This window comes from Aquimarina macrocephali (assembly GCF_051627225.1).
In the GTDB taxonomy this organism is placed as follows: Bacteria; Bacteroidota; Bacteroidia; order Flavobacteriales; family Flavobacteriaceae; genus Aquimarina; species Aquimarina macrocephali.
In genome coordinates this window covers 4054900-4073211 of the sequence record NZ_CP151795.1, presented here as the reverse complement: position 1 = coordinate 4073211, position 18312 = coordinate 4054900, and the positions used below count along the sequence as shown (strand labels likewise).

The following is an 18312-nucleotide window of genomic DNA, read 5'->3' as shown; positions in this document are numbered from 1 at the left end:
CTGGTTTTTTATAATTTCTATATATAAAGTACTATTTACTCAAATACATTTTACGTCTCGAATATAGATCATAAAACTGATCATCTTTAAGGTCGTCAATAAACAAAATACTCTCTCCTGTACTTTTCATTTCTGGACCTAATTTCTTATTAACATTAGGGAATTTATTGAAAGAAAATACCGGTTGTTTAATCGCATATCCATTTAGATGAGGTTTGAAATCAAAATCTGTCACTTTCTTTTCTCCCAGCATTACTTTGGTTGCATAGTTTACATAAGGTTCTCCGTATGCCTTAGCAATAAAAGGTACTGTTCTCGAAGCTCTTGGATTTGCTTCAATGATATATACTGTATCATCTTTGATAGCAAACTGAATATTTATTAATCCCACGGTATTTAAAGCCAGAGCTATCTTATGTGTATGATCTTTAATCTGTTGCATTACAAACTCTCCCAAATTAAATGGAGGTAAAGTAGCATTAGAATCTCCTGAGTGAATTCCACACGGTTCTATATGCTCCATAATTCCTATGATATACACATTTTCACCATCACATATTGCATCTGCTTCTGCTTCGATCGCACCATCCAGATAATGATCTAATAGTAATTTATTATTAGGGATTTTGCGTAGTAAGTCGACAACATGCTCTTCTAATTCCTGCTTATTGATTACGATCTTCATTCCTTGCCCTCCTAATACATAAGATGGTCTCACCAAAATTGGAAAATCCAAACGATCTGCCACTTCAAGTGCTTGATCTGCAGTTTCTGCAATATCAAACTCGGGATATGGAATATTGTTTTCCTGTAATAATTTAGAGAAATGCCCTCTATCTTCAGCAAGGTCAAGTGATTGGTAACTTGTTCCTATAATCTTAATTCCGTAGCGATCTAATTTTTCAGCAAGTTTTAATGCCGTTTGACCACCAAGTTGAACAATTACTCCTTCAGGTTTCTCATGTCTGATAACATCATAAATATGTTCCCAAAATACAGGTTCAAAATATAATTTATCGGCAGTGTCAAAATCAGTAGATACAGTTTCTGGGTTACAATTGATCATTATCGTTTCATATCCGCACTCTGCAGATGCCAAAACGCCATGCACACAACAATAATCAAACTCAATTCCTTGTCCAATCCTGTTAGGGCCTGAACCTAAAACAACAATTTTCTTTTTATCACTAACAACACTTTCATTAGAAACATATTTTTCTCCTTCTGGTGTTTCTATTTCTGCTTCAAACGTAGAATAAAAGTAAGGAGTTTCGGCTTTAAATTCTGCAGCACATGTGTCTACTAATTTATACACTCTTTTTATTCCTAACTCATCTCTTTTGTTGTAGACTTCACTTTCATAACACCCTACCATATGAGCAATCTGTCTATCTGCAAAACCTTTTTGTTTAGCTTCCAGTATTAATTCTTTGGTAACAGATTGAATGGTATATGTCGAAATTTCTTTTTCAAGATTATATAATTCCTCATACTGTTTTAGGAACCACATATCTATTTTTGTGATTTCGTGTATTCTGCTTAATGGGATTCCCATCTGGATAGCGTCATAGATTACAAATACACGATCCCAGCTGGCATAGGTAAGTTTATCTATAATTTGATCATAGTCTTTATATCCTTTTCCATCGGCACCAAGTCCGTTTCTCTTAATTTCTAATGACTGAGTAGCTTTATGCAATGCTTCCTGAAACGATCTACCAATTGCCATTACTTCTCCAACAGATTTCATCTGAAGTCCTAATGTACGATCAGACCCTTCGAATTTATCAAAATTCCATCGTGGTATTTTTACAATTACATAATCCAATGTAGGTTCGAATAAAGCCGAAGTAGATTTGGTAATCTGGTTATCTAGTTCATCCAGGTTATATCCAATAGCCAGCTTTGCTGCTATTTTAGCAATCGGATATCCTGTTGCTTTTGATGCCAATGCAGAAGAACGAGAAACTCTAGGGTTAATCTCGATCGCAATAATATCTTCATTTTCATCTGGGCTTACCGCAAACTGTACATTACATCCTCCTGCAAAATCTCCAATACTACGCATCATATGGATCGCCATATCACGCATACGCTGAAAAGTTTTATCACTTAAAGTCATTGCGGGAGCAACGGTGATAGAATCGCCTGTATGGATTCCCATAGGATCCATATTCTCTATAGTACAAATAATAACTACATTGTCATTATTATCTCTTAACAATTCTAATTCATACTCTTTCCACCCGATAAGGGCTTTATCAATCATTACTTCATGAATAGGAGAAACTTCTAGTCCACGAGTTAATAACTCGTCAAAATCTTCTTCCTTATAAACTATAGACGCACCTGCCCCACCAAGTGTATATGATGCTCTAATTACAAGAGGAAATCCAAATTCCTGAGCAATCTCTTTTCCTTTTAGATAAGAATTAGCAGTTGCCTGAGGAGCCATTGGAATCCCAATAGAAAGCATTAGTTCTCTAAACTGTTCTCTATCTTCAGTAATATTTATAGCATCAATATCTACTCCTATGATCTCTACTTCAAAATCTTTCCATATTCCTTTTTCATCTGCTTCAATACAAAGATTAAGCGCAGTTTGACCTCCCATAGTGGGTAATACAGCATCAATCTGAGGGTGTTCTTTTAGAATCTGTATTATTGATTTGGTATTTAACGGTTTAAGATATACATGATCCGCCATAGAAGGATCTGTCATAATAGTAGCAGGATTCGAATTGATCAGAATAGTTTCTATTCCATCTTCTCTTAAAGAACGTAGTGCTTGTGTACCAGAATAATCAAACTCACACGCTTGACCAATAACAATTGGTCCCGATCCTATAATAAGTATACTTTTTAGTTTTTCTCTTTTTGGCATGTAATAACAGTATTGGCTTTTCCTATAAAATTATGTATTAGATATAAAAAAAGGCGTTACCTATAAAGTAACACCTTCAATATTTTTAATGAACGTTATCATTAGTGCTTATGTCTTAGTTCAGACGAAACAGATATTTTCTTTCTTCCTTTTGCTCTTCTACGAGCCAACACCTTTCTACCATTTGCAGAAGCCATACGCTCTCTGAAACCGTGTTTGTTTTTTCTCTTTCTCTTCGATGGTTGAAACGTTCTTTTCATTGCTGTATATCTTTATAAATCTTCTTGAAATATCTAACTTGATCTTTTATGAGAACTTCTTCCCAAAACTGCGGGCAAATATACAAAGAGTTTTTACTTTGACAAACGTAAATATCAAATATTTTTTATCCAAAAAAATTAGTTTCTTTGCACAAGAAAATCACAATCCTATTTTCATGAAAAAATCAATCATTTTTATACTAGTACTATTACTATCAATTACCGGGTTTTCTCAAGCTACTTTGCAATATAATTTAAATGTTGGAGATTCTTTTGCAATTCGCCAGGATTCTGAACAGATAATTACACAAGATATTTCTGGAACGAAGCAAACGATCACAAATGATATTAGCGCAGAGATGTCTTTTGTAGTGAAAAAAGTAGAAAATAGCCTGTTTTATATAGAAATGAAATATCAAATATTAAAAATGAAAACGAGTTCTCCCTCTTTAGGAGTTCTTATGGATATGGATACTTCTATAATACCAGATTCTACTGATATACAAGGTCTTATTTTTCAAGGACTTATTAACTCCCCTATTACCATGGTAATGCAAAAAAATGGCAAAATTAATGCTTTAGAGGGAACAGAAGTCCTTATTGATAATATGATAAAAAATGCTGGCATTACAGATCCAAATGCTGTGGCACAAGTACGCACTAGTTTAGATCAACAATGGGGAGATAACCAATTATTGGGTAATTTTGAGCAAATGACCTATATCTATGGTGATAATAAAGCTACATTAGGTGACCAATGGGAAAATGAGTATACTGGGAAAATGAAAAGTAAAAATAAATGGAATATTGCCTCAATTACGGATGAAAATGCTACTATTGCAGGTACATCAGAAGTAGAAATGGAAAATGTAAATGCTAGCGCTACTGTAATCGTATCGGGTTCTCAAAAAGCAATGATAACTGTTAATAGTAAAACAGGGCTTATGCTAGAAGGAAGCACAGAAGGTATCTGTAAAGGAAATACATTAATCTCTACCATGCCGGACACTAAAATACCTACGTCAATAAAATTTAAAAACAACTACAAAACAATAAAATAAGGTTTAAAATGTACAATAAAAATATAAAATTAGTAATCGCAGCAATCGTTACCGGAGTAGCAATATGGCAGATAGTAGAAGGATATGTAGGTAATGGAATTATGCTTATTTTATTAGCTGCTATTTTTGTCTTTTTATACTTTAAAAACGAATTAATTCTCCTGGCTTTCTTAAGGTTACGTAAACAAGATTTTGAGGGTGCCAAAAAATGGTTAAACAAAATCAAAAACCCCGAAAGTGCTCTTACTATAAAACAACAAGGATACCACAACTACCTTCTTGGTATTATGCTATCGCAAACCAATATCACACAAGCCGAAAAACATCTTAAAAAAGCAATTAAGCTAGGATTATCGATGAATCAGGATCTTGCAGTGGCAAAATTAAATCTTGCTGGTATTGCAATGACTAAACGTCGTAAAAGAGAGGCCCAAATGTTACTCACAGAAGCTAAAAAATTAGACAAACACAACATGCTTAAGGATCAGATAACAATGATGAAACAGCAAATGAAGAAAATTTAGGCATACTAATTGTATTAAAAATTACGTTTAATGATAGTTTAATACAATCTTTAGAACGTTTTTTAATTAAGCTAACAACTAAAGTTTTACACCTAAAAAATGTTATTTTTGATGGCATTATATTACATTAGCTACCGTAATCTATTTATAATGAAGAAATTATTAGTATTAGGAATACTCTCTTTATATTTTAGCAATTCCTTTGCTCAAGAAGAAAGACAAATACCATTTTCGGTTGCTATTTCGGCACATATCGTAAAATATAACCAAAAAATTGATCTTGCTTATCAAGATAAAGATTTGGAACGTGCTGAATTCTTATTTGACTCTCTGGTAACTAATCACCTTAGTGGAACTTATATGGATAACTTTAATGTATATCCACTAAAAGGAGATCCTATTCTTTTAAGAGATTACGAAAAACCAATTTTTCTTATTACATATGCTTCCTGGTGTGTTCCTGGCATTGGAGAAATCCCTGCGCTAAATGATCTAGCCGATAGATTTCATGATCAGATTGACTTTGTAGTGCTCTTCTGGGATAATAAAGAAAAATTAAAAGAAAAAGTAAAAGAGTACAATAGCAACATTCACCTAGTCCACATTGATGAAAAAACGAATCAGGACTCATATATTATCAATAAATTAAAGCACGCATTGGGCTTTCCTATGATGTATTTTATGGGTGGAGATAAAAAGATACTGGATATTAGAAAAATTGTTACTCATCACTCAAGTGAAACACTAACCAACTCTTACAATATCCACTTTAATTCATTATCAAAAGGTGTTTCTCTTTTAATTGCTGATTTGGATTTAAATACTGAAATAAACAATGCCGAGGCTGAAGCAAAAGAAAATGAAGATCGACGTACAGATGAAGAACGTGATATTGATGAAGAATATGAAAGATATAAACGAGAACGCGACTCTATAAATATCAAAAAGGATAATAACTAAAATTACTCTTTACTTTATTGCTCTTGTTTTTTAACATCATTCCATAACAAACTTTCACTAGAAACAGGGTATTTGTATTCTTTTAAAAATACTAATTTTAAAAACCTAATTGAAAGATTATTTATCGAAAGTGGTTTAAGAATTCAAAAAGTAATATAATGAATTTACCAAAGGTTTTAGCATTATCTCTGTTCATTTTAACAAGCTATTCTAATTCTTCTAAAAAGGAAGAAGCAATTATCAGAAACATAGAAAAAGAAGGGCAAAGCACTAAAATTCAAAAAATTAAAGTGACAAAATTTTATCTTCTTGTTCATTTTTATAATGAATCTTATGGTAGTATATTCATAAACGGGCTTCCCATACTTTACAGGTCTCAAGAAGATACCAAATCTGGCGCCAGAAGTAAATCATCGCAGATACCTATAGAAGATTTTTTAATCAATGGGATAAATACAATACGGCTTTCAGGGAATTTTAAAAAATATGAAATTGGTGTTTATCAACCCGAAATTGGTCAATTCATTAATGAAGGTATAAAAATAGAATTGAAAGAAGAAAAACCAGAATTTTTTACCTTTGAAATAGATGGTATTGATGATCGCCTATGGGATCATACTGAAGATTTTGAATCCTCGGATCATAAAAGTTTTACAGAGTTTGTATCCCAAGTAGATCAAATGATTAAAAAAGGGTTGATCGACAAATATTTAAAAGTCAATCAGGTTAGAATGCAAAAATCATTAAAAGAAAGGAATTCTAACGGGTCATCAGTATCTATAAAAGATCTAGAAGCTGATATTCAAGAGTCTTTTCAGACTATTACAGAAGGAAAAGAATATACTCCAATAGACATTCCTGAGAATGAGGTTACATATCACATCTCTGGTTCAAAAAAACTAGCAACAATAACTCACAAAAACAAGCCGTACTTTACTGGTTTTATAAATAACAAATATAATAACGTTTGGAGTTGGAAAATCATATATATGAAAAAGGACGGAGGTTTTATACCTATTATAGATTTTTAAGATAATATTATTTCCCAAAAATCATTTTTATCGCTACTATTAACAATACTCCACCAAAGATTTTTTTTAGTAATGCCTGATTTATAGAAATTGCTAGTTTACTTCCTAAATATCCTCCAATAATAAAAGTTACTGCTATTATAATCGCGTATTTCCAATTCACAAATCCTTCCTGATAGTAATTATATGCTGCTAACAACGTTACAGGGACTGCTAGTACTGCAAGACTAGTTCCTTGTGCTTCGTGTTGAGAAAAGTTTACCCATAAAATCAGAAGAGGAATCATAATCACACTTCCTCCTATCCCCAATGTACCACTAAAAAAACCTGCTAATAACCCAATTAAAATTAACGAAATAAGTACTGAAGTATTCACACATTTAAATTTTAGTAATCACTTGGTAACTAGTCATAAAATTAAGAACGTATGATCTCAACGTTCTCTTATTAAAAGTAGTTTCAAACATTTCCATTTACCAGAAATCCAAACAATAACCGGCATTAGATATTTTTCTTAATGCCATATCATGCCATATTTCATACTACTTTAAAACAAGTAGCTAACTTAGATAAAAAATCTCAAATTATTATTGTCCGGTTGTAGTTTTGTAATAACCTTCTCTTGGTATTTTTATAAGATACTCTTTACCAGAATGATTATTTAAACGGGCTTCTCTAAGCCAGGGATTATGTAGTTTTAAAATTTTATAATTGATATCATATTGCTCGGCAAAAGCAGTGAAATCAGCAATAGGTTCATCTACCAAAACATTAAATGTAGGGATATGAGTATATAAATCTTCATTACTAAAATTAAAGCCGTATTTCTTTGGGTTGCTTAAGATTTCTTTCACTGCAACAATTCTAAACACATATCTTCCAGTCTCTTCTCCTAATAAAAGATCATAGTATGAAGCCACTTTTTGTTTTTCTAGTCGTTTATTGACCCCTGCTCTACCAGCATTATAGGCTGCTGCTGCCAAAGTCCAGGAACCAAATTTTTCTTTTGCTTTTTTAAGATATCTACAAGCCACCATTGTGGATTTCTCGATATGATAACGTTCGTCTACATTTTCATTTACCTCTAGTCCGTACTCTTTAGCTGTGCCTTTTAAGATTTGCCAAAACCCTGTTGCTCTTGCTGGAGATACTGCTTGAGTCAAGCTACTTTCGATTACCGCCAGATATTTAAAATCATCAGGAACGCCTTGTTCTTTAAGGATTGGTTCTATAATCGGGAAATACTTATTTGCTCTTTTAAAAAGAAGTAAACCATTAGATTGCCAGTAGGTATTAACCAACAATTCTCTATCCATTCGCTCTCTTATATCTGGATTTTCTATTGGAACTAATTCTCCAGAAAAATTAAGATTATCTGGCATTGCTATAGCATATACATTATAATCATTTATCAATTTTTCTTCTAGAACTTCTTGTGCCAAAGGTTTTTCTGGCTGATGGTCTTGTGTAGCATTTACTAAAATTCCGAAGGTGAACAGCACACCTAAGAGAACTAAAAATTTCTTAATTGTTTTCATTACTTAAGTAGATTTTGATTTTATTGGGGAATAAAATTTATTTTACAATATAGCGTAAAAAGTTAGATTAACGCAAGTTATCACTAATTATTTCGGGCAAATGTTTATTAAACCACTTAGCTCTATTTACAATCATAACATGAGTTCCCCCATCAACTGTTATACATTTTTTTATATTTGCGATAGGAAAAACGATGTCTTTATCACCATGAATATGAATAAGCTCATCTGGTGTTTTTTCCTGATCCCAGCATACCATTTTTTCAATAGCCCAATCTAAATATCTTTTATCATTAATTGATAAATATTTTTGATACATAGCAGCTCGTTTTTTTGCAAAATCACCAAAAGCCAATTTTTCCCAATTATCTATTTTAGAAACTATTGCTGTAGGCAACAATTTATAAGCCCTGGTTTTTCTGGCAATTTTAATTCGGGTAGGTAACTCAAACTTGTTTTTAACACTCGAAATAATGATAAGTTTCTTTAAATTCAAATACCTACTCATCTCTTGCACCATCACTCCACCAAACGATACTCCGATCAAGATGCAATTTTTATGCTCAATTTCTTCACACATACGTTTGGCATAATTCTCAATAGATTCGTTCTTATCAGGAATCTTCCATGGTAGAGTTTGAGTCACAAATTTATCCTCGGGAAGCTTAATATATTCGAATATCGAAACATCTGCTGCCATCCCTGGAACAAAATAAACATGGCTAACTTCCTGCGACATAGGTATTTTAACAGTGGGTATTAAATTTAAAACTCTAATTTTCTTATCTTTGCGTATCAAAATTATAGTATTCCTTTGTTAGAAAAAAGGAAATATTGAGTTAAATTTTTGCAAAAGGGAATTTTAGAACTAACTAATCTTAGTTAGAAGAGGCAAGGTTAAACCTTATTTTTTTTAAGTTAATAACCTTTATTTCAGATAGATATATCTAGAAAACCTTCTCTAATAAGGTTGTTATGATTAGTAAGGTTAACTCCTTATAAACATTTGATTAAATACCTCATAATTTTAAAAAATATGGAGAACATGAGTGCTGTTGAATTAGAAATTATCGACAATGAATTTCTAAGACAATTCGAAACTACAATTGACGGTCAAAAAGCAAAGATCGAATACGCGCTACAAGAAAGAAAAATTTTTCTTACTAAACTTATCATGAGTGAAGAACACCTTGAAAAAGGTTATGAACAAGATTTTATCATTGCAGTATTTAATGTAATTGAAGATCGCAATATTAGATTAGTACCTACTAGCCCTATTATTGCAAAATTTATGCGAAAGAACCGAAGGAAATATAAAGATCTGCTTCCTGTCGGAATAAACATATAGTTTACTACATTATTAGTACAAAAAAAGTCTGCTTTACGGCAGACTTTTTTTGTACTATATATCGAATTCTTCTTAGTTTTTACGTTACAAAATCAAATCTCACTATCCCATCTTCATCAATAGTTGTTAGCCTTATCTCATGTAAAGTATTTACATACAACGGATTCCACGGCATTTTTACTTTCACATAATTTTCGGTAAAACCGTGTATATATCCTTCCTTATTTTCAGACTCAAACAGAACTGTTCTTTCTGTTCCCAACTGGCTTTCATAAAACGCTCTTCTTTTCTTTGCAGATAATCCACGTAACATTTTACTTCTTTTCTTTCTTACATCTTGTGAAACCACGCCATCTAAAGCTGCTGCAACAGTATTATCTCTTTCAGAATAGGTAAATACATGTAAATATGATATATCCAGACGAGATAAGAAATTATAGGTATCCAAAAAGCAATCATCAGTTTCCCCAGGGAAACCAACAATAACATCAACCCCAATACAAGCATGAGGCATTACTTCTTTTATTCTATGTACCCTATCAACATATAGATCGCTAAGGTATCTGCGTCGCATTAGTTTTAGGATATGATCACTACCAGACTGTAAAGGAATATGAAAATGAGGCACAAAAGTCCTGGATCCTGATACAAAATCTATAGTTTCATTTTTAAGTAAATTTGGCTCTATAGATGAAATTCGTAATCGCTCTATACCATCGACTTTATCTAATGCTTGTACCAGTTCAAAAAACGTATGTTCATGTTTCTTATTTCCATACTCACCCTTACCATAGTCTCCTATATTAACTCCGGTAAGCACAATCTCTTTAATTCCTTTTTCAGAAATTTCCTTAGCATTTTTCAGCACATTCTGTAGGGTATCACTTCTTGAAATTCCTCTGGCAAGCGGGATTGTACAATAGGTACATTTATAATCGCAACCGTCCTGCACTTTTAAGAATGCGCGGGTACGATCCCCTATAGAATAACTACCCACATAAAAATCGGCTTCTTCGATTTCACAAGAATGTACTTCTCCAAAATCATTCTTAGAAAGATCATTAATATAATCGGTAATCTTAAATTTCTCTGTAGCTCCCAAAACTAAGTCTACACCATCAACAGAAGCTAATTCTTCTGGTTTTAACTGGGCATAGCATCCCACAGCAGCAACAAAAGCATCAGGGTTTACCTTTTGAGCTTGTTTAACTATAGTTTTAAATCTTTTATCTGCGTTTTCGGTAACAGAACATGTATTAATTACATAGATATCAGCATTCTCAGAAAAATCTACACGATCAAAGCCTTCATTTGTAAAATCTCTAGCTATTGTAGAGGTTTCTGAAAAATTCAGTTTACAACCTAAAGTATAAAAAGCAACTTTTTTTCTCATAAAACATAAGTGTCATTTCCGCAGGGGCAGAAATCTCATTATATTTACCCATACCAAAACTCAAAAATATTGAGTCGCTCTAGAATAAATTTTCAGGGTGCAAATATACCAACAATAATTCGTTTACTAAAATTGAAGTGTATTCATTATTTTTTCATAACTCGTTATTTAGCAATAGCTTATATTTTATTAACTCTAACATCCTGTAGAGATTCTTCTCAAGAAAACAGAGATCATTTGATATTTCGGTACAATCAATATGAAAATATAAGTTCATTAGACCCGGCATTTGCCAGAGATGTAGCTAATATCTGGTCTACAAATCAACTGTTTAACAGCTTGATACAACTAGATGATTCATTACATATTAAGCCAGACGTTGCAAAAAGATGGGAAATTTCTGAAGACGCTCTTACCTATACTTTTATACTTCGAAATGATGTAAAATTTCATAAGCACGAACAATTCAAGACCAAAGACAGCACCCGACATGTTATTGCAGAGGATTTTGTGTATAGCTTTAGCAGATTGGTTGATCCCAAAGTAGCATCGCCTGGTAATTGGGTTCTAAAGACTGTAGACACCTACAAAGCTATTAATGATACTATTTTCGAAATCAAACTAAAAAAACCTTTTCCTGCATTTTTGGGATTGATGAGTATGCGGTATTGCTCTGTTGTCCCTAAAGAAGTGGTAGCATTTTACGGGAATCAATTTAGAGCCAATCCCATTGGCACTGGTCCTTTTAAATTTAAATTATGGGAAGAAAATATCAAGCTCGTTTTACGTAAAAACGAATTGTATTATGAAAAGGACAAAAAAGGCAAACAACTCCCCTATCTTGAAGCTGTAGCCATTACCTTTTTACCAGACAAGCAAAGTGAATTTTTACAGTTTGCCAAAGGAAATATCGATTTATTAAACAGCCTGGATGCTTCATATAAAGATGAGTTATTAACGCCTAGCGGTAAGTTGAGAGAGAAATACAAAGACCGTGTCAATATTAGTAAAGGCTCTTATCTGAATTCTGAATACCTGGGCTTCTATCTGGATACAGACAAGAAGGAAATACAATCAGAACTATTAAGAAAAGCTATTAATTATGGCTTCGACAGAAAGAAGATGATCACCTATCTAAAGAATGGCATAGGAACTCCTGCAACACATGGTTTTATTCCCAAGGGTATTCCCGGATTTAATAGTATTCCCGGTTATGACTATGATCCTGAAAAAGCCCGTAAGTTAGTCGAAACCTACAAAAAACAAACAGGAGAAAACAATCCAACCATACGAATTGCAACAGATGCAAATTACCAAAGCATTTGTGAGTTTATACAACGAGAGCTTGAAAAGGCAGGATTAAATATCATAGTAGATGTAATGCCCCCTTCGACAATACGCCAAAAGAAATGGAAAGGAAAACTAGAATCATTTCGTGCCAGTTGGATTGCAGACTACCCGGATGCCGAAAATTTTCTATCGCCATATTACAGTAAAAACTTTACTCCCCATGGTCCCAACTACACACATTTTAAAAATGAGACTTTTGATCGGTTATACGAAGAAAGTTTCTTAATAACAGATATTAAAATAAGAGAGCAGCACTATGTAAAAATGGATTCTATTATTATTGCCAATGCTCCCATCGTTCCTCTATATTATGATCAGGTAGTTCGATTTACTCAAAAAAACGTAAAAGGTCTTACCAATAATCCACAAAACTTCCTGGTATTAAAACGAGTATGGAAAGAGAAGACAAAGTAAGCATTTTTGTGAATTTTTTTTACTTTATATCGACTTAAAATGCTTTATATCGACGAAAATTGTATTTTAGCAGAAATAAATAATTTTATTAATCTAAACAAATTAAGTATGAAATCTATTTTAAACATTAAGGGAGTACAGAAACTCGACAAGAATCAACAATCAAAAGTAAAAGCAGGAGGTTTTTGTGATTCATTTTGCGGAAGCCCAACACATCTACTAGGAGGGATTGGAGGAGCTATCACAGGATGGGCTTGTGTTTGTGAAAAACGATAAAGTTAATTTCTAAAAAGACTTGGGCAATAAAATAATTAAAAATAATGTTTCTTTTTTTTATTGTATGTCTACATAAATAGAGGGGGTTTGAAAAGTCAAACACCCTTTTTAATTATGTATTTTCATTTTAGTATATTAGTTAATTTCATAGTTAAAACGAATTATTTCATATTTTTGAGCTATTCCAATTTCATTTACTCATAACTCTTTCGCCACTGCTTGGTGTCTTCAAAGACCTGTTCCAGAATCTGCTCTTCTTGTTTTGTAAATTCAATTTTTCGTCGAGACATGACTACATTAGCTACTTCAAAAGCTTTTTTGGTTAAATAAGTACTAAAACCTGCACTCCCTCCCCAGCTATAGCTAGGCACAAAATTACGAGGAAAACCTGTACCAAAAATATTAGCATTTACTCCCACAACAGTTCCTGTATTAAACATGGTATTGATACCACATTTAGAGTGATCGCCCATCATTAAGCCGCAGAATCGCAATCCTGTCTTTGTAAAGCTTTCTGTTTCATAGTTCCACAAACGAACTTCGGCATAATTATTTTTAAGGTTAGAGGTATTCGTATCTGCTCCCAGATTACACCACTCTCCTATTACAGAATTCCCCATATATCCATCATGACCCTTATTAGAGCATCCAAATATTACCGAGTTATTGATCTCTCCTCCTACCTTAGAATGCACTCCAATAGTAGTGCCTCCATAAATCTTTGCTCCCATCTTTACCACAGCACGATCACAAAGCGCAAAAGGCCCTCTAATCATACTACCTTCCATGATTTCGGCATCTTTTCCTATGTATATTGGTCCTTTACTAGCATTAAGCATTGTAAATTCGAGTTTTGCTCCTTCTTCAATAAAAATATTTTCGAGTGCAATGCAATTATTACTTTCAGGAATAGGCTGACTCTCCCTATCCTGTGTTAATAGTTTAAAATCATCAGCAATCGCTTGTTCATTTTTTGAAAAAATATCCCAGGTATGCTGTACGGTAAACACATCAGTATCACATGCTATTATTTCATAAGTTTCAAAATCTACCTCCTGATCTTCTTTGACGTAAAAAGCGATAGGCTCATCATCGCAAAAAATAGCTTGTTCGGGTTTCAGGTTTTTAATTGCTGTTACCAATTGTTCTGATGGTAAGTAAGAAGCATTGATCATTACATTCTCAGCTAACTCTACCATAGGAAATTTTTCACTTAGGTATTCTTCTGTTACTGTAGAGGTAGTAGATCCCAAATATTTCTCCCATTTCTCACGAATGGTTAATATCCCAATCCTAATCTCGGCAACTGGTCGTGTATAAGTAAATGGTAATAACGCATTACGTGAAGCACCGTCAAAAAGAATATAATTCATGTTTCGATTTCAAAAAATTAGTTAGTTATACGGCTGCAAAAATAAAGACGTTAATATTAAAAATAGTGCTGTTTGACGAATTTATTTGTAAAATAACATAAATAATATTTAGGAGCAGATACGTCACTTCGAGTGAAATTCTGTAAGAATTTAGTATCGAGAAGTACTTTTTAGTTATAAATTTTCTTGTTTTCGATACACCAAATCAGAGATTTAGCACTCAAACTGACGAAAATTTCTTACCCATTATTCACATTAAAATAATAAAATGAGCTTGTCTTAACCTGAATTCGATCTAAGAAAATCACGTCGATTCGAGTGCCATGTTTTTGGGTGTAGTGTATCGAGCCCTTCGATACACTCAGGATGACAGGGTTTGGAATCAAAAAAGCTATTCTCGATACAGTTTTTCTCCATGTCATCTCGAGCGTAGTCGAGAGATCATTCTGAAAAACCACTCGAATTGACGCTTTTTTAAACATCATAATTTACGTCGAACTCGGATTCTAATTAATGTGAATTTTTGGGGATGGTCTAAATAAGCATAAAAAAAGCCTTTCCGTTTGGAAAAGCTTTTTACTATAGTATAGTACTACTAAATTACTTTTTGAATTTAGCGTATTTGTTTTTGAATTTGTCAATACGTCCTGCAGTATCGATAAGTTTTGATTTACCGGTATAGAAAGGATGTGATGTTCTTGAAATTTCTAATTTCACTAACGGATACTCTACACCCTCTACTTCTAAAGTTTCTTTAGTATTGGCTGTAGATTTAGTTAAAAAAACTTCATCGTTAGACATATCTTTAAAAGCAACTAATCTATAATTTTCTGGGTGAATATCTTTTCTCATTGTAGTATTTCTTTTCTATTTTCGAGGTGCAAATTTACAACTATTTTTTTAAATGCAAAATTATTTTACAAATAAAGAAACGTAAATTAATTGATGGTTATTATCTAAAAAACATCAAGATTTCTCACAACCAATAACAAAATCAAAAATAGCCACCAATAAACCACCTCCAGAATTACAAATATCCGAAGAACTCTTATCTAATTCTTTAGTATCTAATCTTAAATACCCAAATTGATGAGCAATACTATAAAATTCTTCTGGTGTTACATTAAGAGCATTGAGTTGATGATATAAATCCAAAAAAGCCTGTGTTTGATCGCCCATAAATTTCTTAATTACTAGCTCCAATTCCTGATCATTAATACCTGTGTTTAATGATTTTTGATACAGTGATTTAGTAAATTTCTGTAATCGACCCGTCCTAATGGCACTTTTATTAAACTCAACTAAAGTCTGTTTAACTATGAGTTCTTTATCCTCTTGAAGAGTTTCATATGCTCTCTCATCTTTGGAACAAGAAAAAGTTGTAATGAAAGAAATTATGTATATAAAAAGTAATAGTTTTCTCATAAATACTAGTTTCGTTAATATATTTTTATACAATTAAATTGGGGTAAGTAATTTTAAAAAAGTTTATTTTATCAATAATTCACAACAATATTACTCTTAAAACACAAGATATCAACAGATTAATCCTTTACAACCGTTTTAAGCGAATCCCCATATTTCACGCCTGTTGAGACCTTATTTTTATTACGGAAAAACCGTAATTATCAGATAAATATACGACAAAAACACGAATTAACCCGATAAACCGTTATCTTTATTCAAACTGTAACATTTTATTATATTTGCTAACTTATGTTTTTATAACAGCTAAAAATATTTTTATATTATGGAAGAAACTACTATTTCTACCAAAAAAAATATCCTGAATTACGGATTAATTCTTGGACTTACATGGGTAGTATACGGACTTATTCGTCACATAACGGATAATCGAACCAGTACGAGTTGGGGAATAGTTATTATTGAATTATTTATTCATGTAACCATCATTGTATATGGTATTTACACATATAAACGTGCCAATAATGGATTTTTAAAATTAAGTCAAGCATTGAAGATTGGACTAGGAGTCGCTTTAATTGCAACAATTATCTACGTTATCTGGGACATATTTTTATTAAAAATTATATCTCCAGAAACAATGTACGAATTAATAAAATCGTCAAATCAGTTATCAGAAAATGAATCTATTAATGAAGATACCATAATGAGTAGAGAAAGTAACTTCCTTTTTACTACATCATTAGCTAGTATAATCTTCTACTCGATATTAGGGGGATTGATTTCCTTACTTGGCGGAGCTATTATGCAGAAAAACAGAGATACTTTTTAACGTACACCCCTATTTATCTATTCATTACCTTAAGATTTACCATTATTATATCTAAAAATACTAGTTGACACTTGTGATCAATACCATAAATTTATTACGCATACCTGTAACAATTTACTATATTTGTGTACTTATGGTTTATAATAACCAAAACAATAATATTTATGGAAAATCAAATTCCTACAGCGAAATTCAGCTCTAATTATGGTGTTATATTAGGTATAATTCTCATTCTTATTCATGTACTAATGTATGTTAGTGGAATGTTGTTAGAAGGCAAACAATGGCCCATGTATTTATACTATTTAATATTTCCAGTTTTTATATTTTCAACAATACATGCATACAAGAAAAAGAATAATGGTTTTTTAAGTTTAGGGCAAGCTATAAAAATAGGGATTAGTATTGCTGCACTTAGTGGTCTTGTGTATGCAGTATATAATGGTATTTTCAATTTTTTTATTGAACCCGATTTCATAGATCAAATGCTGGAACTTACAAGAGAAAAGATGATGGAGAATCCTAACATGACAGAAGAACAAATTGAAATGAGTATAAACTGGGCAAAGAAACTTGGAGGGCCGATTATAGGAGGTGCCTTTTTTATATTATTAAGTGTCTTTTTTGGTTTTATATATTCTCTTATTGGAGGTTTAATCATGCAAAAGAAACAAGACTTATATTAATATATGAATATATCTGTGGTCATACCACTGCTTAATGAGCAGGAATCACTTAATGAATTATACAATTGGATTGCAAAAGTTATGCAATCCAATTCTTTTTCTTATGAAATTATCTTTATCGATGATGGTAGTACTGATGGATCGTGGGATACGATCTCTACTCTATCAAAAAAAGACCAACAGGTAAAAGGAATTCGTTTCTTAAAAAACTTTGGAAAATCACAGGCATTACACGCTGGATTTGGTACAGCACTGGGAGATGTAGTCATTACTATGGATGCTGATTTACAAGACAATCCAGAAGAAATTCCAGAATTGTATGATATGATCACCAAAGAAGGCTATGATCTCATTTCCGGATGGAAAAAGAAACGATACGATTCTGTTATTGCCAAAAATCTACCTTCAAAACTGTTTAATGCTGCGGCCAGAAAAACATCTGGTGTTAAATTACATGATTTTAATTGTGGACTTAAGGCATATAAAAATATCGTAATAAAAAACATAGATGTACATGGCGAGATGCACAGATACATCCCTGTACTTGCCAAAAATGCCGGTTTTGCAAAAATCGGTGAGAAAGTAGTACTACACCAGGCTCGAAAATACGGTAAAACCAAATTCGGTATGAGTCGTTTTATTAACGGTTTTTTAGACTTAATCACCATTTGGTTTATGTCGCGTTTCGGCAAAAGACCCATGCACTTTTTTGGTCTTATCGGCACCTTACTTTTTATTATAGGATTCTGCTTTTCGTTATACCTGGGGATCGATAAACTTTTTATAGAAACCAAAGGAAGACTTATCGCACAACGCCCCGAGTTTTATGTAGCGCTAACCTCTATGATTTTAGGAACGCAGTTCTTTCTGGCAGGATTCTTAGGTGAAATTATCCTAACCAGCAAACGAAGTAAAGAGCGATATAGCATTGCAGAAAAGATACATCTTTAATGTAGC

The 18312-nt window shown here is 32.5% G+C and carries 19 protein-coding genes; 10 read left to right on the top strand and 9 right to left on the bottom strand.

Annotated elements, in window-relative coordinates; genetic code table 11:
• Positions 1-31: 31 nt before the first annotated feature.
• Complete coding sequence (carB, locus tag AAFU52_RS17775) at positions 32-2884, bottom strand: carbamoyl-phosphate synthase large subunit (protein WP_438422901.1); 2853 nt, start codon at positions 2882-2884, stop codon at positions 32-34.
• A gap of 101 nt (positions 2885-2985) precedes the next feature.
• Positions 2986-3144 carry a 50S ribosomal protein L34 gene (rpmH, locus tag AAFU52_RS17770; RefSeq protein WP_074410140.1) on the bottom strand — a complete coding sequence of 53 codons (159 nt, stop codon included), beginning with the start codon at positions 3142-3144 and terminating at the stop codon, positions 2986-2988.
• A 176-nt stretch (positions 3145-3320) separates the two neighbouring features.
• On the opposite strand from rpmH, the gene AAFU52_RS17765 reads away from it, so the two are divergent.
• The 4 genes from AAFU52_RS17765 to AAFU52_RS17750 all read left to right on the top strand — a co-directional run bounded on the left by AAFU52_RS17765 (position 3321) and on the right by AAFU52_RS17750 (position 6720).
• Complete coding sequence (locus AAFU52_RS17765; RefSeq protein WP_024771175.1) at positions 3321-4205, top strand: DUF6263 family protein; 885 nt, start codon at positions 3321-3323, stop codon at positions 4203-4205.
• Positions 4206-4213: 8 nt separating this feature from the next.
• Complete coding sequence (locus AAFU52_RS17760; RefSeq protein WP_024771176.1) at positions 4214-4729, top strand: hypothetical protein; 516 nt, start codon at positions 4214-4216, stop codon at positions 4727-4729.
• 150 nt (positions 4730-4879) lie between these two features.
• Positions 4880-5689, top strand: coding sequence for a TlpA family protein disulfide reductase (locus AAFU52_RS17755; protein ID WP_438422900.1), 810 nt, complete (start codon positions 4880-4882; stop codon positions 5687-5689).
• 158 nt (positions 5690-5847) lie between these two features.
• Positions 5848-6720: a hypothetical protein gene (locus AAFU52_RS17750; RefSeq protein ID WP_438422899.1), complete on the top strand. Its 873-nt coding sequence runs from the start codon at positions 5848-5850 to the stop codon at positions 6718-6720.
• A gap of 7 nt (positions 6721-6727) precedes the next feature.
• Here AAFU52_RS17750 and AAFU52_RS17745 read toward each other — a convergent pair whose 3' ends face one another.
• From AAFU52_RS17745 to AAFU52_RS17735, 3 genes are all read right to left on the bottom strand, one after another.
• Positions 6728-7096: a sulfite exporter TauE/SafE family protein gene (locus tag AAFU52_RS17745; protein ID WP_438422898.1), complete on the bottom strand. Its 369-nt coding sequence runs from the start codon at positions 7094-7096 to the stop codon at positions 6728-6730.
• A 211-nt stretch (positions 7097-7307) separates the two neighbouring features.
• The gene (locus AAFU52_RS17740) at positions 7308-8258 is read right to left on the bottom strand and encodes a lytic transglycosylase domain-containing protein (RefSeq protein ID WP_024771180.1); all 951 of its coding nucleotides are present in this window, start codon (positions 8256-8258) and stop codon (positions 7308-7310) included.
• A 67-nt stretch (positions 8259-8325) separates the two neighbouring features.
• On the bottom strand, positions 8326-8997 hold the full coding sequence (locus AAFU52_RS17735) for an alpha/beta hydrolase (RefSeq protein WP_438422897.1): 672 nt from the start codon (positions 8995-8997) through the stop codon (positions 8326-8328).
• A gap of 297 nt (positions 8998-9294) precedes the next feature.
• Between AAFU52_RS17735 and AAFU52_RS17730 the strand changes: the two genes are divergently transcribed.
• The gene (locus AAFU52_RS17730; RefSeq protein ID WP_084050413.1) at positions 9295-9606 is read left to right on the top strand and encodes a GNAT family N-acetyltransferase; all 312 of its coding nucleotides are present in this window, start codon (positions 9295-9297) and stop codon (positions 9604-9606) included.
• 79 nt (positions 9607-9685) lie between these two features.
• On the opposite strand, the gene mtaB is transcribed toward AAFU52_RS17730, so the two are convergent.
• A complete protein-coding gene (gene mtaB / locus AAFU52_RS17725) occupies positions 9686-10999 on the bottom strand; it encodes a tRNA (N(6)-L-threonylcarbamoyladenosine(37)-C(2))-methylthiotransferase MtaB (protein ID WP_438422896.1) in 1314 nt (437 codons plus the stop codon).
• 132 nt (positions 11000-11131) lie between these two features.
• Between mtaB and AAFU52_RS17720 the strand changes: the two genes are divergently transcribed.
• Complete coding sequence (locus tag AAFU52_RS17720) at positions 11132-12763, top strand: ABC transporter substrate-binding protein (protein ID WP_438422894.1); 1632 nt, start codon at positions 11132-11134, stop codon at positions 12761-12763.
• Between the two features lie 108 nt (positions 12764-12871).
• Complete coding sequence (locus tag AAFU52_RS17715; RefSeq protein WP_438422893.1) at positions 12872-13039, top strand: hypothetical protein; 168 nt, start codon at positions 12872-12874, stop codon at positions 13037-13039.
• Positions 13040-13233: 194 nt separating this feature from the next.
• Here the strand turns inward: AAFU52_RS17715 and AAFU52_RS17710 are convergent, their stop codons facing one another.
• The 3 genes from AAFU52_RS17710 to AAFU52_RS17700 all read right to left on the bottom strand — a co-directional run bounded on the left by AAFU52_RS17710 (position 13234) and on the right by AAFU52_RS17700 (position 15837).
• Positions 13234-14412, bottom strand: a complete 1179-nt coding sequence (locus AAFU52_RS17710; RefSeq protein ID WP_438422892.1) for a GlmU family protein — start codon at positions 14410-14412, stop codon at positions 13234-13236.
• A 600-nt stretch (positions 14413-15012) separates the two neighbouring features.
• Complete coding sequence (locus tag AAFU52_RS17705) at positions 15013-15264, bottom strand: type B 50S ribosomal protein L31 (RefSeq protein WP_024771186.1); 252 nt, start codon at positions 15262-15264, stop codon at positions 15013-15015.
• Positions 15265-15378: 114 nt separating this feature from the next.
• The gene (locus tag AAFU52_RS17700; protein WP_438422891.1) at positions 15379-15837 is read right to left on the bottom strand and encodes a hypothetical protein; all 459 of its coding nucleotides are present in this window, start codon (positions 15835-15837) and stop codon (positions 15379-15381) included.
• A 325-nt stretch (positions 15838-16162) separates the two neighbouring features.
• Here AAFU52_RS17700 and AAFU52_RS17695 point away from each other — a divergent pair, with 325 nt between their 5' ends.
• From AAFU52_RS17695 to AAFU52_RS17685, 3 genes are all read left to right on the top strand, one after another.
• Positions 16163-16669, top strand: a complete 507-nt coding sequence (locus tag AAFU52_RS17695) for a DUF4199 domain-containing protein (protein WP_438422890.1) — start codon at positions 16163-16165, stop codon at positions 16667-16669.
• A gap of 164 nt (positions 16670-16833) precedes the next feature.
• Positions 16834-17355, top strand: a complete 522-nt coding sequence (locus tag AAFU52_RS17690) for a DUF4199 domain-containing protein (RefSeq protein WP_438422889.1) — start codon at positions 16834-16836, stop codon at positions 17353-17355.
• A 3-nt stretch (positions 17356-17358) separates the two neighbouring features.
• Positions 17359-18306, top strand: a complete 948-nt coding sequence (locus tag AAFU52_RS17685) for a glycosyltransferase family 2 protein (protein WP_438422888.1) — start codon at positions 17359-17361, stop codon at positions 18304-18306.
• Positions 18307-18312: the final 6 nt, after the last annotated feature.